The organism is Nocardiopsis sinuspersici (assembly GCF_001998325.1).
In the GTDB taxonomy this organism is placed as follows: Bacteria; Actinomycetota; Actinomycetes; order Streptosporangiales; family Streptosporangiaceae; genus Nocardiopsis; species Nocardiopsis sinuspersici.
Genome location: NZ_MCOK01000001.1, coordinates 1263619 through 1284601, shown reverse-complemented (window position 1 = coordinate 1284601; position 20983 = coordinate 1263619). Strand labels below are relative to the sequence as shown.

The window sequence follows — 20983 nt, the reverse complement described above, 5'->3', positions numbered from 1 at the left end:
CCCCCAGCGGCCAACACTAGGGCACGTCCCGCCGTGGGAGCCCGCCGGTGCGGGCTTGTTCCGGACGTGGTGTACCCCACGCACGGGCGGGGATCCCCGCTGGTCCCGGGCGGTGGCGGGGTCACCCCTTATCGCGGAAGGCGGCGGCGCGTTCGGTGAGCCAGTCGAACAGGGAGGGGTCCTCCCCCATCTCCGGGTGCCACTGCACGCCGACGACCCCGTCGTCGTCGGCGTACTCGACGGCCTCCACGGTGCCGTCGTCGGCCCAGGCCGCGGCCACCACTCCCCCGCCCAGGCCGGCCACGGCCTGGTGGTGGTAGGCGGGCACCTCCAGCCGGGTCCGGCCGAGGATCCGCGCGACGCGCGAGTCGGCGTCCACGGTGACCGGGTGGCCGTCGAAGACCCCGGGCCTCCGGCGGTGCCCGTCGTGGCCCACCACGTCGGGCAGGTGCTGGTGGAGGGTGCCGCCCCGGGCCACGTTGAGCAGCTGCATCCCCCGGCACACGCCCAGCACCGGCATGCCCCGGGCCAGTGCGCCCGCGAGCAGGTCGCTCTCGACCGAGTCACGGACGCCCTGGACCCCGGCGGTGTGCTCGTCGGCGCCCTGGCCGTAGCGGTCCGGGGCGATGTCGCCGCCGCCCGCCAGCAGCAGGCCGTCCAGGCGCTCCACCGCACCGGCCGCTCCGGTGACCGGGGGCAGCAGCACCGGGACGGCCCCGGAGGCGGCGACGGAGTCCACGTAGGCGTGCGGCAGCAGGGCCGCGGCCATGTCCCAGACCCCGCCCCAGCGGGCCTGCTCGGCGTAGGTGGAGATTCCGATGACGGGTGGCACTGCGCCTCCTCTCGACTGGTTCGGGAGCAAGCGTACGAGGTGGCGCGAAGGGCCCTGACGGCGCTCGTGTCCGGATCCGATCAGTTCGCCCTCCCGAACCGCTCCTTCTCTGGAACCCGGTTACGTGTTACCTTTATATTGATGTCAGAACCAAGCAGTCCACCCGTTCCGGCCGAACTCGTGAACGCGGCCCTTCGCGCCGCGCAGAACCGGGGAGAGGACGTGGCCGACGTGCCCCTGATCGCCATCGCGGAGGAGGCGGGCGTCTCCCGCAGCACCCTGCTGCGCCGCGTGGGCGGCTCGCGCCGGGCGCTGGACGAGGCGGTGCGCGCCACGGGCGTGGACCCGGGCGGTCGGCTTCCCGTGCGGGAGCGCTCGATCCGGGCCGGGGCCCGGCTGGTCAGCGAGCAGGGCCTGGGTTCGGCCACGCTGGAGGCGGTCGCCGCCTCCGCCGGGTGCTCGGTGCACAGCCTCTACGCGACCTTCGGCGGCCGCGACGAGCTGCTCCGCGCGATCTTCGAGCGCTACAGCCCCATCCTGGACCTGGAGGCGGCCCTCGACGGGCCGGAGGAGGACCTGGCCGCGCGGGTCCACGGGATCCACCACCTGCTGGGCCGCGGGTTCGGCCGCGAGCCCCGGGTGCTGCCCGCCATGCTCGCCGACGTGTTCGCCCGGCCCGAGGGGCCCACCGTCGACATGCTCGCCCGGTTCTTCTTTCCCCGCCTGCTCGCCGGGCTGGGCGGGTGGCTGGCCGAGGAGATCGCCGCGGGCCGGGTCCGCGACCTGCCGGTCCCCCTGCTCATGCAGCAGCTGCTCGGTCCGCTCGCCGTGCACTTCATGCTGCGCCCGGCACTGGAGAGGGTGCCGGGCGTGGAGTTCCCGGACGCGGAGGAGGTCTGTTCGGTCTTCGCCGACGCGTTCCTGCGCACCGCCGCGGTCCCGGAGGGGCACTCCCGCCCGGACCATCCGAACACGACCCTGGAGCCCTGATGAGTGAGCGTACGACGTGTGTGATCGCCGGCGGCGGCCCCGCCGGAATGGTGCTGGGCCTGCTGCTGGCCCGCGCCGGTGTCGAGGTCACCGTGCTGGAGAAGCACGCCGACTTCCTGCGGGACTTCCGCGGGGACACCGTGCACCCCTCCACCCTGGAGCTGCTGGAGGAGCTGGGCCTGTACGAGCGGTTCGCCGAGCTGCCCCAGAGCAGGCTGGACAAGGCCGTCTTCCCCGTCGGACCGGACCGCGCCGTGACCATCGCCGACTTCCGGAGGCTGCGGCGCTCCCTCACCCATCCCTACATCGCGATGGTTCCGCAGTGGGACTTCCTGAACCTCGTCGCCGAGGCCGGGCGCGAGGAGGCGTCCTTCACCCTGCGGATGAGCACCGAGGTGACCGGGCTCGTCCGCGAGTCCGGCCGGGTGGCGGGGGTGCGCTACCGGGGCCCCGAGGGCGAGGGGGAGATCCGCGCCGACCTGACCGTGGCCTGTGACGGCCGGGGATCGCTCGCCCGCCGCGAGATGGGCCTGGTGCCCCGGGAGTTCCCGGTGGGGATCGACGCGTGGTGGTTCCGGCTGCCCCGCGAGCCGCAGGACCGCACGGAGCTGACCCCGCGTGCGGGCCTGGGCCGGTTCGCCCTGGTGATTCCGCGCGAGGGCTACCTGCAGCTCGCCTACATCGGGCGCAAGGGCACCGACGCCCGGCTGCGCGCACGCGGGATCGAGGCCTTCCGCCGGGACATCGCCGAGCTCATGCCGGAGCTGGCCGACCGGGTCGGGTCCCTGGAGTCCATGGACGAGGTCAAGCACCTGGACGTGCGGCTCAACCGGCTGCGCCGCTGGCACGCGGAGGGCCTGCTGTGCATCGGCGACGCGGCCCACGCGATGTCCCCCGTCGGCGGTGTGGGCATCAACCTCGCCGTGCAGGACGCCGTGGCCTCCGCGACGCTGCTGGCCAAGCCGCTGAGCGAGCGGTCGCTCACCGGCCGCGACCTGTCCGCGGTCCGCAGGAGGCGGATCCTGCCGACCGCCGCCGTCCAGGCCCTACAGCGCCTCATGCACCGCGGGCTGGCCGACCCGATGGTCAGGGGGGAGCGCATGGGCCCGCCCAGGCCCGTGCTGGCGGCCCTGGACCTCGCGCCCTGGCTGTCGTTCGTGCCCGCCTACCTCATCGGGAAGGGGATCCGGCCCGAGCACGCGCCGGGCTTCGCCCGCCGCCCCCGCGGAGCCGTCCGGTAGGAGCGGGCCAGGTCAGGCCAGGTCGGGGACGCGCTCGCCGGCCGGGACCGGGCCCGGAGCGGTACCCGCGCCGAAGGGGCCGCCGCCCAGCTCCTCTCGGTGGTGGGCGGTGAGCCAGCGGCGCGGGTCGGGACCGGCGGCGATGATCCGCGTCGGGTTGATCGCCGTGTGGACCCAGTAGTAGTGCGTGCGGACGTGGTCCAGGTTCGTGGTGTCGCCGAACCCGGGCGTCTGGAACAGGTCGCGGGCGTAGGCCCACAGCACCGGGTACTCGCTCAGCTTGCGGATGTTGCACTTGAAGTGGCCGTGGTAGGCGGCGTCGAAGCGCACCAGGGTCGGGAAGAGCCCGATGTCGGCCACGGTGATGGAGTCCCCGACCAGGTAGCGCCGGGTGGACAGGTGCTCCTCCAGCGCGTCGAGCCTGGCGAAGACGTCGGCGACCGCGGCGTCGTAGTGCTCCTGGTCCGGGGCGAACCCGGCCCGGTAGACGCCGTTGTTGAGGTCGGTGTAGATCTTCCCGGACAGGGCGTCGATCTCCGCGCGCAGCGCCTCCGGGTACAGGTCCGGAGCGCCCTCCCTGACCAGGGCGCCCCACTCGGTGGCCATGTCCTTGACCAGCCGGTCGAAGTCGTTGGAGACCAGGTGCCCGTCGTCCACGTCGACGAAGCCCGGGACGCTGACCCCGCCGGTGTAGTGGGGATCGCGCGCCAGGTAGGCCTCGCGCAGGGCGTGGATGCCCAGGACGGGGTCCCTGCCGCCGGGGCTCCCGGTCTCCTCGGTGAAGACCCAGTGCGGGTCTCCCTCGATGATCTCCTGGCGGGGGTCGGTGACGGCCAGGGAGACGACCCTCTCCAGCCCCATGAGCCTGCGCGTGATGACGACCCGGTGCGCCCAGGGGCAGGCGCGGCTGACCACCAGGCGGTAGCGGCCGGGTTCGGCCGGGCGGCCGAAGCGGCCGTCCGCGGTGACCCGGTCGGTGAAGGCCGCCGGTGCCCGCTTGATCTCCTCGGTGGGGATCTCGTTCGCCCTCAACCCTGGCTCCCTTCGAGTTCGGGTGGATCTCGGTCGCGGCTGCACATGCTATCCGTGCGACGGCCGAGCGCGGGGTCCGACGGACCGTGGCGCCGGAAACGGCGTGGCGCGCGCGGGGCACCGCCGGGGCCGGACCGGCACATACGGGACGCCGCCGGGGCCGGCCCGGCTCATCCGAAGCTGATGGGCAGTCCGGCGTAGTTGTGGGCGAACTCGGTGGCGGCGGCCTCGGAGTCGATGACGCGCTGGAGCTGGGAGAGCTGTAGGCGGGCGTCGAAGTCGTCCCCGTGGCGGTGGAGCGTGGTCGTCATCCACCAGGAGAAGTGGGTGCACCGCCAGACCCGGCGCAGGGCGGTGTCGGAGTAGGCGTCGGCGAGGTCCTCCCGGCCGTCGCGCAGCCACGCGGTGAGGGCCTCGGCGAGCAGGGTGACGTCGGCGATCGCCAGGTTGAGGCCCTTGGCGCCGGTGGGCGGGACGATGTGCGCGGCGTCCCCGGCCAGGAAGAGGCGGCCGTGGCGCATGGGCGTGGTGACGAAGCTGCGCATCGGGAGCACGCTCTTCTCGGTGATGGCGCCGGTGCGCAGATCCCATCCCTCCATGCCCGCGCCCAGGCGGGTGGCCAGCGCCTCCCAGATCCGGTCGTCGCTCCACTCGTCGATGTCCTCGTCGGGCCGGACCTGGAGGTAGAGGCGGCTGACGGTGGCCGAGCGCATGCTGTGCATGGCGAACCCGTCGGGGTGCCAGGCGTAGATCAGCTCGTCGGTGGAGGGTGCGACGTCGGCGAGCACGCCCAGCCAGGCGAACGGGTAGGTGCGCTCCCACACCCGCTGCCGTGCCGCGGGGACGGCCCGGCGGCTGGGGCCGTGGAAGCCGTCGCAGCCCACGACCGCGTCGGCGTCCACCCGCTGGGGGCGCCCGTCGGCGTCGGTGAAGGTGACGTGGGGACGGTCGGTGTCGACGTCGTGCGGTGTGACGTCGGAGGCCAGGTAGAACGCGGGGCGGCCGGCCTCCTCCCGGGCGGCCATGAGGTCCTTGGTCAGCTCGGTCTGTCCGTAGATCCACACCGACCTGCCGACCAGTGCGGTGAAGTCGACGTGGTGGCGCTCGCCCGGCCACTGCAGGTACACGCCGCGGTGCTCGTCGGCCTCGGTGGCGAGCCGCCGCCCGACGCCCGCCCGGGTGAGGACGTCCACGCTCCCGGACTCCAGCACCCCGGCCCGGACCCGTGAACGGACGTGGTCGGCGGTCTGGCGCTCGATGAGGACCGAGTCGACGCCCTGGAGTCCGAGCAGGTGGGACAGGAGCAGCCCGGCCGGGCCCGCTCCGATGATGGCGACCTGGGTGCGCACGGTCGTTTCTCCTCCTGGTGCTTCGGCGCACGCGCACGGGAGGGAGTCCCGGACGCGCGGCGTGTCGTCGTGGCGGCGGGCGGCTCCGAGGGCCCCGGTCCGCCCGCCTCTGCGGGCTCGGACGGCGGCGCCCGGCGGTCCGGGCGGACGCGGTGTGCCGGCGCTCCCCGGAAGCCCGGATGCGTCGACGATGCACCACGCGTGACCGGCACCACCATACGGTTCTCACTGATTGAGAAACGGACCCCCTCCCCGGGCCGGCGGGAGAGCGGGAGGGGCCGGGCCGGGGCGCGTGCCCGCCGGACACGCCCTGGTGCCCTCAGCCGCCCATGGCGCGGGAGGCGGAGCGCGCGGCGGTGCGTACCGCCGGGACCGCGAGGGCGGCGCGCTCGTCGTTGGGCACGATCACCGACAGCGCGGCGGCCACCGCCCCGGTGGCGCCGTGCACGGGTGCGGCGATACCGGCCGTCTCCTCGTCGATGAACCCCCGGGACAGGACGTAGCCGGACCTGCGGATCTCGGCCAGCAGGGGGCGCAGCCTCCGGGCGTCGGCGACCGTGTTCGCGGTGTAGGCGTGGAAGGGTCCCGCCAGGATCCGCTCCTGGAGCGGCGCGGGGGCGTGGGCGAGCAGGACCAGGCCCGAGGAGGAGGCGTACAGCGGCAGCCGTCCGGCGATCCGGGTGATGTTGACGACCGCGCCCGGGGCGGAGAGGCGCTCGACGAACAGGACCTCCTCGCCCTGGAGGACGCCGAGCTGGGTGTGCTGGCCCACCACCGCGTGCAGGTCCTCCATGAACGGTCCGACCGTCTCGCGCAGGCCCAGGGCGGGCGAGGAGCGCACGGCCACCTCCCACATGCGCACGCCCACGCGGACGCGGCGGTCGGGGCCGCGCTCCAGCCAGCCGTGCCGGACCAGTTCCTCCACGAGGCGGGAGGCGGTGGCCACGTGCAGGTCGGCGCGCCGCGCTATCTGGGAGACCCCCAGTGCCGGGTGCTCGGAGTCGAAGGCCTCCAGGACGCGCACCACCCGGGACAGCACGGACTCCCCGTTCGCTGCTTTGACCACGGCATCAGTGTCCACCCCGGGCCCCGGCCGAGTCCACCGGGGCGGCCGGGAGGGATCAGCCGCCGGTGTTGAGCCGCCAGACGGAGTAGTTGAGCGCGGCGGCGAACACGACCCAGGCCCAGTACGGCACGAGCAGGGCCGCGGCCCAGCGGGACCGGCGGGCGAAGAGGACGACGGTGGCCGCCAGCACCACCGCCAGCAGGCAGATGTCCACCAGGGCCGCGCCCCGTAGGCCGAGGGCGAAGAACAGCGGGGTCCACGCCGCGTTCAGCAGCAGTTGCGCCGTGAAGAGCGAGAGTTCCACGCGTGCGCCCCGCCAGCCGTACCGGCGCCAGACCAGCCACCCCGACACGGCGATCATCGCGTACAGGGCCGTCCACACGGGACCGAAGAGCCATGGCGGCGGAGCCCACGGCGGCTGCCGCAGCGCGGTGTAGTCCGCGGCGGTGTCGGCGCTGGAGAGGACCCCGACGAGCGCGGCCGCGGCGACGGCCCCGACGAATGCGGCCAGGCCCAGCAGGGACGCCGGAGCCGAGGGGGCGTTCGGTGTGTCCGTCGCAGCCATGCTCCCTCTTTCCGAGGCCACGGAAACGGTCGTGCGCCCGGGTACCGGTCCGCAGCGCACTCCCCCACTACCTCCGAGCACCCTCGGCAAACAAGCGTCTTGGAAAGCGCGCTCTATGGCCGCGGCGGGGGCTCCTTTCCGTGTCCTCGGTGCCGGAGGCCTCCACCGCCCGGGGAAGCGTCCCTCCCGGTGCCGCCCCGGGGAGGACGTCACAGCAGGCCCAGGACCGGGCCCGCCGCGATGCCCATCCCCAGGGAGGCGGCCGCCGCGGTGACGGCGACGCCGGTGCTCCACCGGCCCGGGGGCTCCGACCGCTCCCGCTCCTCCGGCGGCTCCCCGGAGGCACGGAAGAGGGGCAGGATCCAGCGCAGGTAGTAGAAGAGGCTGGCGACGGTGTTGACGGCGGCCAGCACCATGAGCCAGCCCAGATCCGCCTCCAGCGCCGCGGTGAAGAGGGCGAGCTTGCCGACGAACACCGCCGTGGGCGGGGTGCCCACGAGGCCGAGCAGGCACACGACCAGGCTCAGGGCGAGCCAGGGGTGGTCGCGGAAGAGGCCCGCGTGGTCCTCCAGCGTCCGGGCCCGCAGGGCGCACACGACCGCGAACGCCCCGAGGTTGGCCGCCGTGTAGGCGCCGAGGTAGAACAGCAGTCCCGGCTGGACCAAGTCCGCACGGCCGCCCACCGCGGCCACGGCCATCAGCAGGTAGCCGACCTGGCTGACGGTGGAGTAGCCCAGCAGGCGCCGCGCGTCCGTCTGGAGGAAGGCGCCCAGGTTGCCCAGGGTCATCGACGCCGCGGCCAGGAGCGCGGCCGGCAGCGCCCAGTCCGGCGCGGCCCCGGCCAGCACCTGGTCGCCCCACCGGTACAGGGCCGCCAGCGCGCCGATCTTGGGCACGGTGGTGACGAAGGCGGCCACGGGTGCCGGGGCGCCCTCGGCGACGTCGGGCACCCAGAAGTGGACGGGCACTCCCCCGGCCTTGAACAGCAGCCCCGCCAGCACCGCGATGACACCGGCGGCCACGAGCGCGCGCGGCGCCCCGGGCAGGGCGTCCGCCAGGCCCGCGTAGCCGGTGGTGCCGCCCGCCCCGAGCAGCAGGGTGGCCCCGGTCAGCAGCAGGATCCCCGACAGGGCGCCCAGGAGGTAGAACTTCAGCGCGGCCTCGGTCCCCGGGGAGTCCTTGGCGAAGCCGACCAGCGCGTAGAGGGGGATGCTCGCCAAGAGGTAGGCCGCGGCGAGCACCAGCAGGTCGCTCGCGCCCGCCAGCGCCATCGTGCCCAGGGCCGCGAGCAGCAGCAGGACGTGGAACTCCGACTCCCGCGGATGGGCGGCGAAGGTGTCGGCGGCGAGCAGGACCGTGGCCAGGACGCCCACGAGCACCACGACGCGTACCGCGTGCGTGGCGGTGTCCACGGTGTGGCCGCCGGAGTCCGAACCGGTCCCGGTCGCCGCCGCCACGAGCGTGGCGGCCAGTGCGGCCAGCAGCGCCGCGGTCACGCACAGGCGGACGCGCCCCTGCCTGCGCCGGGGCGTCCAGCTCCCGAACAGGAGGGCGCCCACCGCGGCGAGCGCCAGGATCAGCTCGGGCAGCAGGGTGAGCGGGTCGACCGACTCCATGCCGCTCACCCGGTCACCAGAGCGGCCAGGGCCCGGGCCGCGGGTTCGACGCGGCCGAGCAGGAAGTGGGGCAGGAGGCCGATGAGGACGGCCAGGGCCAGGAGCGGCGCGATCGCGGCGGACTCCCGTGCGGACAGGTCGCCGACGCGGTCAGTGCACGGTCCCGGGCCTCCCAGGAACAGGCGTCGCAGCGCGCGCAGGAACAGGGCCGCGGTGACGAGGATGCCCAGCAGCGCCAGCGCCGTGGCCACCGGGACCGGGCCGAGGCTGCCCGCGAAGATCTGGAACTCGGCGATGAACCCCGACAGGCCCGGCAGCCCCAGGGAGCCGAAGAAGGCCACGGCCGCGAGGGCGGCGAAGCGCGGGGCCCTCGCCGCCAGGCCGCCGTAGGAGCCCATGTCGTAGGTGTCGGCCCGGTCGTGCAGCACACCGGCCAGCAGGAACAGCGCGCCGGTGAGCAGGCCGTGGCTGACCATCTGCGTGATGCCGCCGGTGATCGCCAGTGCCGCCGCGCCGGACTGCGCGCCCGTGGCCAGACCGGCGGCGCCCAGCCCCAGGATGATGTAACCCATGTGGTTGACGGAGGTGTAGGCGACCATGCGTTTGAAGTCGGTCTGGGCGAGCGCGACGAGCGCGCCGTACAGGACCGAGGCCACACCGACCACCACGAGGACCATCGCGTGGTCGCTCCACGCGCCCGGCAGGATCGGCATCGCGATGCGCACGAACCCGTAGGTGCCCATCTTCAGCAGGACCCCGGCCAGGATCACCGATCCGACCGCGGGCGCGTCGGTGTGCGCCGGGGGCAGCCAGGTGTGAAAGGGGACGGTGGGCGTCTTGACGGCCAGGCCCACTCCGATGGCCAGCAGCACCAGTCCGCCCGCCGGGCCCCGGCCCTCCAGCGGGGTCTGGCCCGCCAGCTCCACCATGTCGAAGGTGCGGGGGTCGGAGGCCACGTACAGGCCGATGAAGCCCAGCAGCAGCGCCAGCGACCCCAGGAAGGTGTAGAGGAAGAACTGCAGCGCCGACCGGGCCGGGTTCCCGTGCCCCCAGCCGGCGATGACGAAGTACATCCCGACGATGGACAGGTCGAAGAAGACGAAGAACAGCAGCAGGTCCAGGGCGCTGAACAGCCCCAGCGAGACCGTCTGAAGGAACAGGAAGAGGACGGCGTGGGCACGGACGCGCCCGCCGCGCCGGCGCAGGGAGTAGACCGCGCACGCCAGGAAGAGCACCGCCGTCATGGCCATCAGCGGCAGGGAGAACCCGTCGACGCCGACGTGGTAGGACGCGCCGACGCTGGGGATCCAGAGCACCCGCTCCTCGTAGGCCAAAGGGCCGGTCACGGTCCCCCGGGAGCCGGATGCGGACGGGTGGTACACCCACAGGCCGATGACGAGCGCCAGGTCCAGCGCCGCCGCCGCGACCCAGGTCCAGGCCACCGTCCCGTCGCGCGGACGCGGCAGGACCAGCAGTACCAGGCCCACGGCCAGGGGCAGGAACACGACGACGGAGAGCACGCCTCACCTCATCAGGACGACGACGGCGGCCAGGACGACGAGTGCGACGACGGCCTGGACGTAGTACTGGTGCAGCAGCCCGGTCTGGGGGCGCAGCGCCCACGCGGCCAGGGTCCGCGCCCCGGAGGCGACCGCGCGCACCGCCTCGTCGGCCCCCGTCTCGCCCCGGCTCCGGGCCAGGTCCGCGGTGCGTGTCACCCCGTCGGCGCAGGCGCGCACGCCCCGGGCGAGCACCCGGTCGTCGAAGGCGGCCAGGGCCTGGGCGAGCGCCGCCACGGGCCTGACGACCAGGGTGTCCGCCGCCGTCTCCAGGCCGAGCCAGCCGCCCGCCCACCGCCGGCCCGAAGCGGCCTCCGCGCGGCCGCGTGCGCACATCCACCAGGTGGCGGCGAGCACCACGGCGGCCAGCAGGCCCGACACCGCCATCTCCCACGCCGGGGGCTGCGGTCCGCCCGCGGCTCCCAGCAGCGCACGCCACCACCGCGCCGCGGCGGGAAGGACCAGGACGCCGAGTCCCACCGTGGCGGCGGCCAGCGCGGCCAGAGGCAGCGCCTCGGACGGGGGCGGACGCTGCTCGGACCCCTCCGGGGACGCGCCGCCCTCCTCCGCCGGTACCGGGGACCAGACCGCGGCCAGGGCCCGGGCGGCGTAGGCCGCGCCCACGGCCGACGCCGCCAGACCCACCGCGTAGGGGGCGGGCCCCAGGTGCAGCACCGCGGCGAGCACCTCGTCCTTGGCCGTCCACAGCGGAAGCGGGGGCAGCCCGGCGACCGCCAGGGCACCGACCGTGAAGGCCGCCCCGGCCAGGGGGCGTCGGCGCGCGGCTCCGCGCAGACCGTCCAGTTCCTGCGTGCCCCGGGCGGCCAGCCACACCCCGGCGCACAGGAACAGCAGGCTCTTGGCAGCGGCGTGCGCGGTGAACTGCAGCATCCCCCCGCCCACGCTGCCCGCGCCCGCCGCCATGACGACGAAGCCCAACTGTGAACAGGTCGAGGCGGCCAGCAGCTGCTTGAGGTCGGACTGGTGGAAGGCCACCGCCCCCAGCAGCAGCGCGGTGGCCGCGCCGGCCCAGACCAGGACCGGGCCCGCCCACGCCGTGGCCGCCAGCGCGGGTTCGATCCGCACCAGCAGGTAGCCCCCCGCCGCGACCATCGTGGCCGAGTGCAGGAGGGCGGAGACCGGGGTGGGGCCGGCCATCGCGTGCGAGAGCCAGAAGCTGAACGGTAGCTGCGCGGACTTTCCCAGCGCGGCGACGACCACCCCGGCCACGGCCGCGTCCCGCCATCCGCCGTCCAGGGCGGCCAGGCCGGAGAGCTGGAGCGCGCCGGCGCCCCCGGCCAGGGCCGCCCCGGCGGCCAGGTACAGGCCCAGGTCGCCGGCTCGCGTGGTGACGAAGGCCAGCGTCGCCGAGCGGACGCGGGAGGCCTCGCCCCACCAGTAGCCGATGAGGGCGTAGGAGAGGGCGCCCATGACCTCCCACGCCGCGAGCAGCGTGAACAGGTCGGTGGCGGTCACGGTGACGAGCATCGCCGCCGTGAAGAGCAGCATGAGGCCGAAGAAGCGGCCGCGCGCCTGGTCGGCCCCCATCTCGGCGGAGGCGAAGAGGAGGACCGCCGTGGCGACGGCGGCCACGGTGAGCACCGCGACCGCCGACAGGCCGTCCACGGCCAGCCCCGCGGGGATGCCCGCGAGCATCGGCACGGACACGCTCGGCCGGGACACCGCCGCGACGCCGGCCGCGGCCAGCGCCAGGCCCGCGGCGGCGACCGCGCAGGGCGCGGCGACCGGATCGGCGCGCCGCCCCGACACGAGCAGGACCGCGCCCACCATGGCGGGCAGGCCCACCAGCGCCCACAGGGAGGCCGTCACCGGTCGCCACCGTCCCCGTGGTGCCCGTGGTGCTTGTGACTCTCGTGGTCGCCATGATCACCGTGGTCGCCGTGCTGCCCGTGGTCGCCGTGGTCACCGGAACCGCGGTGATCGGCGAGATCGGCGGCCATGTCGACCATGTCGACGTCGCGCGCGCGGAAGATGGCGGTGGTGACGGCGAAGCCCATCGCCATCTCCACGGCCATCGCGGTGACGGCGACCAGGACGAGCACCTGGCCGTCGGGCCGTTCGGGCGAGGTGTGGAACCAGAGGGCGGCCGCGGCGACGATGACGGCGTTGACCATCAGTTCCAGGCCCATCATCACCATGACGACGGACTGCTGGCTGAGCGCGCCGAAGAGCCCCACCGCGAACAGGGCGGCCGCCAGGAGAAGGTACGCCTCCAGCATCATCGGCCGAGACCACCGCCGATCGGGTCGTCGGGGCGCTCGCGCCGCAGGTCGTCGCCGTAGCGGTCGTAGCGGCCCCGGTGCGTGGTGAGCACGGTGGCGGCCACCATGGTCGCGAACAGCACCAGGCCCACGAGCATCATGACGAGCATGTGCTCCCCCATGACCGCCTCGCCCAGCGCGCGCGTGGGGTCGGCGGGGGGCTCGCCCGTCCGCTCGGGCCAGGGCACGAGCACGGCCCCCGCGGCCAGCAGCAGGAACACCCCGGCGGACACCACCAGGGAGCCGACCTTGTTGTGCACCATGGTCATCGGCATGAGCCCGGCCGGGTTCATCATGTACATGATCATGAAGACGGCCATGACCATCATCTCCATGACCATCATGAGAATCACCAGCACCCCGAGGTAGGACAGGCCCAGGAGCAGGACCGCCACGGCGGTGAGGAGGAAGGACGCCAGCAGCGCGAAGGTCGCCCGAGCCATGGAGTCCACCACGAACACCGCGGCACCGGACGCGACCGCGCCCACGGCGCAGACCGCGAACACCACCGTCTCGGCCACCGTTCCTCCTAACGCGTCAGTACGAACACGGCCACCACGAGGGCCTGGACCAGGGTCAGCGGGACCAGCACCACCCACGCCACCTCGGTGAACCGGTCCATCCGCACCGCGGGCAGCCGGTGCCCCAGCCAGACCAGGAGTGCCACGACCCCGGCCGTCTTGGCCAGCGTCCACGCCCAGCCGGGCAGGAGCGGGCCCGCGCCGCCGCCCAGGAAGAGCGGCACCGCCATCGCGGCCACCACGGCCAGGAACATGTACCGGCCCGCGCGAAGGACCAGGAGGTCCACCCCCGACAGCTCCGCGGCCGCTCCCCCGGCCAGGTCCCGTCCCACGGGTGTTCCGAAGGGGCCCCAGAAGGCCATGGCCAGCGCCGAGAGCAGGTAGACCGCGAAGGCCACCGGCATCAGCACGGCGAACCAGACCTGGTCCTGGGCCGCGACGACGTCGCTCACGCGCAGCGAGCCCGCGCCCAGGGCCGCGGTGGTCAGGGCGAACATGTGCGGCAGCTCGTAGGAGAGCCCCTGGACGAGGAACCGGTAGCCCCCGACCAGGCCCCAGGCCGAGTCGGCCCCCCAGCCGAGCATCCACAGCGCGGCCCAGATCAGCACCTCCATGGCGTTGAACCACACGACGCCGACGGACAGGTCGCTGACCGCCGTCGGGCCGAGCGGGACGACCAGTGCCGCCAGGACGGCGGCCACCGGGACCAGCGCGCCTCCCAGCCGCCACAGCAGCGTGTCCGCTCCGGGGATCGTCCTGCGCCGCTGCACGAGCAGCCGGGCCGACTCCCGCGCCGGAGCGGTCAGCCCCGCCTCCGGTGCGGTCCCCGCGGCCCGCGCGCGGAGCGCGGCCGTCCCCGCCGCGGCGCCGTAGCCGAAGGCGAGCAGCAGCACGGGCACGAGCAGGGCGGTCCACAGCGGCGCAGCCCCGCTCATGTTCCACGCTCCGGGGTGTGGGCTCCGACGGCCTCGGTGTCGGGGTCCAGAGAGGCCACGATGAGCCGTGCCGCCGCCAGTTCCCGGCCGACGACGAGCTCGGGCACCAGGTCCAGGGCCGCCCGGGCGGTGTCGGGTGCGGTGGGGACCGGCTCGGAGGCGGACCGGTCGGGCTCCACCGCCGCCTCGATCCACTCCAGCCAGCGCGACCAGCGGTCGGTGGCGTCGCCGCGCAGCTCTCCGGGGGCGTGGTCGCCGACCGTTCCCAGACCGTCGGTGGCCCAGCGCAGCAGGTGCGAGCGGCGCACCCCGCGCAGCCAGCGGCGCAGCTCCGCGTCGGGCCCCGGACCGGTGCCCGGCTCCAGCAGCGCGTCGCGCAGCCGGCGTCCCGCCAGGGCGGCGGCGGGCCAGCCCGCGACGAACAGCAGGCGCTGCGCCGCGTCCAGGGCGGCGGCCGCCGTGGTCCGCGGGTGCCCGGGGCTCCGGTCGGTCTCGGGCGAGGCGTTCCGGGACGTGTCCCGGGGCGCGTCCCAGAAGGAGGGGCCGTCCCGCGCCCCGACGAGGTGGACCCGTGCCTCCTGCACCACGTCCCCCTGGAGCACCACCCGCAGGGACAGTCCTGCGGGCCAGTCGGTCAGGGCCGGGCCGAGGGCGAGGTGCAACCGGTCGAGTGCCAGGCCGTCGCGGTCCTCGCCCCGGTCGGCCATGGGCAGGCCGCCGGGCATGTGCTCCTCACCGGCGGCCTCGGCCCGCTCACGCGCGGCCCGGTCGCGCTCGTCGGCGTCACGGCGCTGGGCGGCGGCGTCGAGCAGGTCGGCGCGGGCGCGATCCAGGACCTCGACCACCCGCTCCGGGGAGGAGGCGTCCGCACGGGCACGCGGGCCGGGCATCTGTCCCCAGACACGGTCCAGCGCCTCGTCGAGCTCGGAGTCCGCGGGGCCGCACACCACCAGCAGGTCGGCCTCGGCGGGGGCGAGCGCCTGGCGCCAGCCGCGTTCGCGCACGGCCCTCTCCACGGCCAGCCGCGCTCCGGTACCGCCGATCGCCGTGACGACGAAGGCGCACGGCGCGGCGCGGCGCAGCAGCCATCCGGTCACGTCCACCGGAACGCCCCCTCCCGCCACGCGTAGACGACGGCCGCGACCAGGACGGCGAGGAAGGCGAACATCTCGACGACGGCGGGCGCGCCCTCGTCCGCCACGACGAGCACCCAGGGGTACATGAAGACCATCTCCATGTCGAAGGCCAGGAAGAGCAGCGCCACCGTGTACCAGCGCACGTGGTACCGGGAGGCCGCGTGCTCGGTCACGGCCGCGCCCGACAGGAACGGTTCGCAGACCACGGGCGTCCGCCGCAGGCGTACCGCCGCCGAGAGTGCGTAGAGGCCCAGGACCAGCGCGGCCGCGATCCCGGCCAGGACGAGCACGGGCCCGAACGAGTCCACGTGCCCCTCCTCCCGCGCCGAGGCGCGTCTGCCCGTCCTCGGCGGTCGCCGTCGGAACCACGGTCCACACCGGCTCTCAGGCTAGGAGAGGGCGGGGCCGGACCCGGGGAGGGACACGCGGGGACGCGGATCCGCGCCGGAGGAGGGAGGGGGAGTCAGTCGAGAACCGCGTGCCCGTACCCGTGGGCGATCTCCGCCACGTCGGGTTCGCCGAACCGCTCCACCATGGCCGCGAACAGCGCGGCCTTGTCCGGCCCGAACCCGTCCGCCTTCCGCGTGTAGGCCCCCGCGGTCAGGAACACCGGCGGGTCCGTCTTGCTGTGGAACTTGTCCGCGTACATGACGACCTCCTCCTCAGGCGTCCCGGGAAGGTAGTCGTCGACCGGGATCGGCAGGTCCTGCAGGCGCACGTCGTCCCGGGTGATGCCCACCCCCGTGTGGCACGAGCAGAACCGGCACAGCGCCTCGGGGTAGCCCTCCTCCGCCAGCAGTCCGTGTCCGAGCACCCCGTGGCGTACGTACCGCGCGCGGTCGAACCCTCCGGAGCCGTCGAAGAGGCGGTACACCCCGATGTCGTGCAGCAGGCAGCCCGCCCGTACCAGGTCCACGTCCACGGGAAGGAGGTTGGCGCGGACGACGCGCTCGGCCAGCTCGCACACGATCCGGCAGTGCGTGTACACGAGGTCGAAGGCCGCGCGGGTGGGAGCGTGCTCCAGGTGCAGGGAGCGGATCTCCTCGTCGGTCGGAATCTGCATACGGGTCGCTCCGGGAGGCTCAGTAGGACGAGATGTGCACGTGGTCGTAGTGGTTCTCCGTGATGCTGCCCCGGTTGTTCATCGCCACCCACTGGCGGTTGGTCGAGTGCCAGATCCGCTGCTCCCAGATCACGTACTTGACGCCGAGCCGGTCCACGTTGTCGATCGCGTACTGGGCGATCGCGTTCCCGGTCGCCCGGTTCTCCGCGCTCGGGTGCGTGCCGATCACCGACACCATGAAGTCGCAGGCCTGCCCCGTACCGTGGTCGTCGTTGCTGCTGCGCGCGCAGCCCACCTCGTAGGGGGAGCCGACGTTGAGGATGATCTCGTCGCGGATCGCGGCCATGCGCGGCGTCGCACCGTCGAAGCCCCACCCCTTGAGCCTCTCGGGGATGGTGCCTCCGCCCGACGGCGCCGCGGACTCCTCCGGCGGCTCGGGGACCTGTTCGGCCTCGTAGCGCTCGATGGCCTCCTCGACCTCCTCGCGGTCCTCCTCCAGCGTGGCGATCAGCTCCTCGGCCTCGGAGAGCTCCTTCTCGGCCTCCTCCGCGATCTCCTTCCTCGTCTCCTGGAGTTCGACGAGCTCGGAGATCTGGCCGGCCTGCTGGCGTCCCAGCTGTTCCATGGTGGAGGTGTCCTGGAACAGGTTCTCGGGGGAGCTGGTGAAGAGCACCTCCAGCGTGGGGTCCAGACCCGAGCTCTTGTACTGGCTGGCGGCGATCTGGACGACGCTGGAGCGGGACCCCTCCAGCTGCTCCTCGACCTCCTTCAGGTCCTCCTGCGCCTGTTCGGCGCGTTCCTTGATCTCGTTGAACTGGAGGAGTTCGCCCTCGTAGGTCTCCTCCAGCTCCTCCGCCTTCTCGTTGAGCTCGTCGATGTCCATGTCGTCGGGGGCGGCATGGGAGGCCGACGGCGCGACGAGGACCGCGGCCAGGGACAGGGCGAGGACCCCCGCGCCCGAACGCGCGTTCCGACGGTTCGGGGCGTCAGCGGGGAAGGAGAGGACGTTCCGGTTCATGCGAGCTCCATGGGTCGTACCGCGAGCGAGCCCGACAGGCGAGGGGCGAGAGGACGGTGAGGCGGGGCGGGGGGAGCCCGGCGCCGGTGTGCCCATCGCACGGCACCAAAGGGAAGGTGCCTACGGGTCGGCGGGTGCTCAGGAGACAATACGAGATCTAACCGTCATATACCTAATGCTGTTCTTGTGACTTGGTTTCGCCGGCCCCGAGCGCCCGGCCGGACGGCCACGTGGCGGCCGACCTCCGAAGGACCGGATATCGTCCGCCGTACGCGGGAAGGGCCCCGAGGGCCGCTGAGAGAAGGAAGTCCCAGCTTGCGTACAAGCACTCCACCGGAACCGCACCGGGCTCCGCGCCCCGACCAGAGGAGCACCGTGCCGCGGTGGCTCCCCCGGTCGCTGATGCTGACCATGTGGGTCGTCACGGCCTTCGGTGTCGCCCTGTGGCTGTTCCTCCAGTTGCAGAGCCTCATCGTGCTGCTGCTGATCTCGCTGTTCCTCGCACTGGCGCTGGAGCCCGCGGTCAACTGGCTGCACCAGCACCGGTGGCGGCGCGGTCCGGCCACGGGAGTGGTGATGGCCCTCGTCATGCTGGCGGTCCTCGCCTTCCTCAGCCTGCTCGGCTCGATGCTGATCGGGCAGGTGCTGGCGTTCGCCGTCGAACTGCCGAACATGACACGCGCCGTGCTGAACTGGGTCAACACGACGTTCGACACGTCCTTCTCCCCCACGACCCTGCTCGACGAGGTCTCCAGCGCGAGCGGGCTGGTCCAGCAGTACGCGTCGAGCATCGCCAACAACGTCTGGGGAGCCGGGACGACGGTCCTGGCCATGCTGTTCAACGGGCTGACGATCGCGCTCTTCACCTTCTACCTGTGCGCCGACGGTCCGCGCTTTCGCCGTGTGACCTGCTCGGTCCTGCCGCCGCGGACCCAGCGCGAGGTGCTGCGGGCGTGGGAGATCGCGATCAGCAAGACGGGCGGCTACCTCTACTCCCGGGCGCTCATGGCGCTGGTCTGCACGGTCGCGCACTACCTGGCCCTGGTGGTCCTGGACATCCCGTTCGCGTTCGCCCTCGCGCTGTGGGTGGGGGTGCTGTCGCAGTTCATCCCCACCATCGGCACCTACATCGGCGGCGCCGTCCCCGTGCTGGTGGCGCTGTTGCAGAGCCCGTGGCAGGCCGTGTGGGTGCTCGTGTTCGTCATCGTCTACCAGCAGTTCGAGAACTACCTGCTGCAACCCCGCATCACGGCCAGAACGCTCAACATGCACCCGGCGGTGGCGTTCGGGTCGGTCATCGCGGGCATGGCGATCATGGGCGCTCCGGGCGCGCTGCTCGCCCTCCCCATCAGCGCGAGCCTGCAGACCTTCCTCGGTATCTACATCAGGCGCTACGAGGTCGAGGAGCACCCCCTGCTGGACGGCGGCGGCAGCGGCGAGCGGGCCAGGGACGGATCCGGGGAGGAGGACGGCCCCGTACCGAACGGAGACGACGACGTGGACGGGGCCGACCCCGATGACGACGACATCATCGGGTGACCGACGGCCGAGGTTCACGTCGTGCATGCGTCACCCGCCGCGCGGCGGAACCTCGCCGCGAGGCGATCGAACGCCGCCGCGAGCTCGTCTCCGTCGACCACCTCGATGTCGACGTCGAGCCGTGTCATCCACAGCGCGAGCCGGTCCGGGTCGTCGGCACCCAGCTCGACATGGCACGTGGACTCGTCGACCGCCTCGATATCGACCGGGACGGGGATCTTCGCGGCGACCTTGGCGGCGGAAGCATGCACGAGTACCCGGGCGCGGTACTTCCAGGCCGCCTTGCTGACGCGTCCGACGACGTACTCGACGGCGTCGTCCTCCGAGATCACGTGCGGCTGGAACCGCACACCCGTCGGTGCGTGCGGTTCCATGCGGTCGACACGGAAGATCCGCCAGTCGTCACGGTCGAGATCCCACGCGAGCAGGTACCAGAGCGGTCCCCAGCTCACCAGCCGTTGCGGTTCGGTGTGGCGGGCCCCTTCGCCGCCCCCGGGCTTCGTGTATCCGAACCGGAGCCGTTCGTGGCCGCGGATCGCGGCAGCGACCGCGCCGAGGACCGAGAGGTCGAGCGGCGGTTCAGCCCCTGGAACGACGCTCGTCGCCTCGCGTACCGCCTCGACGCGCCGACGCAGGCGCGAGGGCAGCACTTGCTCCAGTTTCGCGAGCGCGGTGAGCGATGTCTCTTCGACGCCGAGCTTTTGTGTCGCGACCGCACCCAGTCCGACCGCGACGGCGACGGCCTCGTCGTCGTCGAGCAGCAGTGGGGGCATCGCCGTCCCGGCGGCCAGCCGGTACCCGCCCGCGACGCCGGGGCGCGCGTCCACGGGATAGCCGAGCGACCGCAGCCTGCCGATGTCGGCGCGCACAGTCCTCGTGCTCACGTCGAGCCGGCCGGCGAGCTCGGAGCTCGTCCAGTCGCGCTTGAGCTGGAGCAGTGACAGCAGTTCGAGCAGGCGGGCCGAGGTCTCCAACATATTCTCCATCGTTTCAGCGATCGCGGAAGCCAACCTTCCGCATTGCCTGGAAACGTCGGTGTCATGAACGAGGACAACGCACTCACACCGTTTCGCATCGACATCCCGCAGGCCGACATCGACGACCTGCGTGACCGTCTGGCACGCACGCGCTGGCCGGTCCCCGTGCCGGGCCGAGACGATCGCACCGACTTCGGCCGCGGCATCCCGCTGGTGTACCTGAAGGAGCTCGCCGAGTACTGGCGCGACGGGTTCGACTGGCGTGCGCAGGAGGAGAAGCTCAACGAGTACGGACAGCTCACGACGGTCGTCAACGGCCAGACGTTCCACGTCGTCCACGCGCGATCGACGAACCCGGAGGCCACCCCGCTGATCCTGAACCACGGCTGGCCGGGTTCGTTCGTCGAGTACCAGCGGCTCATCCCCTTGCTGACCGACGAGTTCCACGTGGTCATCCCGTCGCTGCCCGGCTTCGGGTTCTCCACCCCGCTCTCAGGGACCGGCTGGGAGCTGGCGCGGACGACGGAGGCCTACGCCGAGATCATGACGCGTCTCGGCTACGAGAGGTTCGCGGCCCACGGCACCGACATCGGTGCGGGCACCACCGGCCGCCTCGCGGCCCTCCACCCGGAGCGCGTCATCGGCACGCACATCGGCGGCGACCCCCGGTGGCTCGGGTTGGTCGGCGACAAGTTCCCCTACCCCGACGGCCTGTCCGAGGACGAGACCGCCCAGATCGAGGCGGTGCGCTCCGAGGACGCGGCCGAGCGCGGGTATCTGGAGATGCAGAACCACCGTCCCGACACGATCGGCGCGGCGCTCACCGACTCGCCGGCCGGTCAGCTCGCGTGGATCGCCGAGAAGTTCAAGACCGGGACCAGCGGCGCCTACCGGACGCCGGACGAGTCGGTCGACCGCGACCAGCTCCTCACGAACATCAGCCTGTACTGGTTCACCCGCAGCGGCGCGTCGAGCGCGCAGTTCTACTACGAGTCCGAGCACTCCGGAATCGACTTGGTCATGGCCTCCGACGTGCCGTCCGGATGGGCCGTGTTCGACACCCACCCGCTCATACGCCGCGCGATGGACCCGTGGAAGGCGATCGGCCACTGGAGCGAGTTCACCGAGGGCGGCCACTTCCCCGCGATGGAGGAGACGGAGCTGCTCGCGAACGACATCCACACCTTCTTCCGCGGCATTTCCTGACTCCGCGTCAGGGCCCGCGGGCCGCGAAGACCCATTCGAGGTCCGGCCGGCCCTCG

Annotated in this window: 20 protein-coding genes; 4 read left to right on the top strand and 16 right to left on the bottom strand. The window is 73.2% G+C overall.

Annotated elements, in window-relative coordinates; genetic code table 11:
* Positions 1–121: 121 nt before the first annotated feature.
* Complete coding sequence (locus tag NOSIN_RS05350) at positions 122–832, bottom strand: gamma-glutamyl-gamma-aminobutyrate hydrolase family protein (RefSeq protein ID WP_077689667.1); 711 nt, start codon at positions 830–832, stop codon at positions 122–124.
* 141 nt (positions 833–973) lie between these two features.
* On the opposite strand from NOSIN_RS05350, the gene NOSIN_RS05345 reads away from it, so the two are divergent.
* Together NOSIN_RS05345 and NOSIN_RS05340 are read left to right on the top strand one after the other, a co-directional pair.
* Positions 974–1822 carry a TetR/AcrR family transcriptional regulator gene (locus NOSIN_RS05345; protein ID WP_077689666.1) on the top strand — a complete coding sequence of 283 codons (849 nt, stop codon included), beginning with the start codon at positions 974–976 and terminating at the stop codon, positions 1820–1822.
* A complete protein-coding gene (locus NOSIN_RS05340) occupies positions 1822–3063 on the top strand; it encodes an FAD-dependent oxidoreductase (RefSeq protein ID WP_077689665.1) in 1242 nt (413 codons plus the stop codon). Before NOSIN_RS05345 ends, NOSIN_RS05340 begins: the two co-directional genes overlap by 1 nt.
* A 12-nt stretch (positions 3064–3075) precedes the next feature.
* Here NOSIN_RS05340 and NOSIN_RS05335 read toward each other — a convergent pair whose 3' ends face one another.
* From NOSIN_RS05335 to NOSIN_RS05270, 14 genes are all read right to left on the bottom strand, one after another.
* Positions 3076–4095, bottom strand: coding sequence for a glutathione S-transferase family protein (locus NOSIN_RS05335; RefSeq protein WP_077689664.1), 1020 nt, complete (start codon positions 4093–4095; stop codon positions 3076–3078).
* Between the two features lie 170 nt (positions 4096–4265).
* Positions 4266–5444 carry a 4-hydroxybenzoate 3-monooxygenase gene (locus NOSIN_RS05330; protein WP_077689663.1) on the bottom strand — a complete coding sequence of 393 codons (1179 nt, stop codon included), beginning with the start codon at positions 5442–5444 and terminating at the stop codon, positions 4266–4268.
* A gap of 319 nt (positions 5445–5763) precedes the next feature.
* Positions 5764–6510, bottom strand: coding sequence for an IclR family transcriptional regulator (locus NOSIN_RS05325; protein WP_077689662.1), 747 nt, complete (start codon positions 6508–6510; stop codon positions 5764–5766).
* Between the two features lie 55 nt (positions 6511–6565).
* Positions 6566–7075: a TspO/MBR family protein gene (locus tag NOSIN_RS05320; RefSeq protein ID WP_077689661.1), complete on the bottom strand. Its 510-nt coding sequence runs from the start codon at positions 7073–7075 to the stop codon at positions 6566–6568.
* A 209-nt stretch (positions 7076–7284) separates the two neighbouring features.
* Positions 7285–8691, bottom strand: a complete 1407-nt coding sequence (locus tag NOSIN_RS05315) for an NADH-quinone oxidoreductase subunit N (protein ID WP_077689660.1) — start codon at positions 8689–8691, stop codon at positions 7285–7287.
* 5 nt (positions 8692–8696) lie between these two features.
* Positions 8697–10211 (bottom strand): complex I subunit 4 family protein, encoded by a 1515-nt coding sequence (locus tag NOSIN_RS05310; RefSeq protein ID WP_077689659.1) that lies wholly within the window; start codon positions 10209–10211, stop codon positions 8697–8699.
* A 3-nt stretch (positions 10212–10214) separates the two neighbouring features.
* Positions 10215–12080, bottom strand: coding sequence for an NADH-quinone oxidoreductase subunit 5 family protein (locus tag NOSIN_RS27975; protein ID WP_077689658.1), 1866 nt, complete (start codon positions 12078–12080; stop codon positions 10215–10217).
* Positions 12077–12493, bottom strand: a complete 417-nt coding sequence (nuoK, locus tag NOSIN_RS05300; RefSeq protein ID WP_077689657.1) for an NADH-quinone oxidoreductase subunit NuoK — start codon at positions 12491–12493, stop codon at positions 12077–12079. The genes NOSIN_RS27975 and nuoK overlap by 4 nt, the downstream gene beginning before the upstream one ends.
* The gene (locus NOSIN_RS05295; RefSeq protein WP_077689656.1) at positions 12490–13053 is read right to left on the bottom strand and encodes an NADH-quinone oxidoreductase subunit J; all 564 of its coding nucleotides are present in this window, start codon (positions 13051–13053) and stop codon (positions 12490–12492) included. Before NOSIN_RS05295 ends, nuoK begins: the two co-directional genes overlap by 4 nt.
* Before the next feature lie 8 nt (positions 13054–13061).
* The gene (locus NOSIN_RS05290; protein ID WP_077689655.1) at positions 13062–13988 is read right to left on the bottom strand and encodes an NADH-quinone oxidoreductase subunit H; all 927 of its coding nucleotides are present in this window, start codon (positions 13986–13988) and stop codon (positions 13062–13064) included.
* Positions 13985–15091, bottom strand: coding sequence for a hypothetical protein (locus NOSIN_RS05285; protein ID WP_077689654.1), 1107 nt, complete (start codon positions 15089–15091; stop codon positions 13985–13987). Before NOSIN_RS05285 ends, NOSIN_RS05290 begins: the two co-directional genes overlap by 4 nt.
* Positions 15082–15432 (bottom strand): NADH-quinone oxidoreductase subunit A, encoded by a 351-nt coding sequence (locus tag NOSIN_RS05280; protein ID WP_077689653.1) that lies wholly within the window; start codon positions 15430–15432, stop codon positions 15082–15084. The genes NOSIN_RS05285 and NOSIN_RS05280 overlap by 10 nt, the downstream gene beginning before the upstream one ends.
* A gap of 155 nt (positions 15433–15587) precedes the next feature.
* Complete coding sequence (locus NOSIN_RS05275) at positions 15588–16187, bottom strand: HD domain-containing protein (protein ID WP_077689652.1); 600 nt, start codon at positions 16185–16187, stop codon at positions 15588–15590.
* Positions 16188–16206: 19 nt separating this feature from the next.
* Positions 16207–17205 carry a coiled-coil domain-containing protein gene (locus tag NOSIN_RS05270; RefSeq protein WP_077689651.1) on the bottom strand — a complete coding sequence of 333 codons (999 nt, stop codon included), beginning with the start codon at positions 17203–17205 and terminating at the stop codon, positions 16207–16209.
* 375 nt (positions 17206–17580) lie between these two features.
* Between NOSIN_RS05270 and NOSIN_RS05265 the strand changes: the two genes are divergently transcribed.
* Positions 17581–18744 carry an AI-2E family transporter gene (locus NOSIN_RS05265; protein WP_236743306.1) on the top strand — a complete coding sequence of 388 codons (1164 nt, stop codon included), beginning with the start codon at positions 17581–17583 and terminating at the stop codon, positions 18742–18744.
* A gap of 14 nt (positions 18745–18758) precedes the next feature.
* Here the strand turns inward: NOSIN_RS05265 and NOSIN_RS05260 are convergent, their stop codons facing one another.
* On the bottom strand, positions 18759–19721 hold the full coding sequence (locus tag NOSIN_RS05260; protein ID WP_077689649.1) for a helix-turn-helix transcriptional regulator: 963 nt from the start codon (positions 19719–19721) through the stop codon (positions 18759–18761).
* Between the two features lie 63 nt (positions 19722–19784).
* Here NOSIN_RS05260 and NOSIN_RS05255 point away from each other — a divergent pair, with 63 nt between their 5' ends.
* A complete protein-coding gene (locus NOSIN_RS05255; protein ID WP_077689648.1) occupies positions 19785–20927 on the top strand; it encodes an epoxide hydrolase family protein in 1143 nt (380 codons plus the stop codon).
* Positions 20928–20983 lie beyond the last annotated feature (56 nt).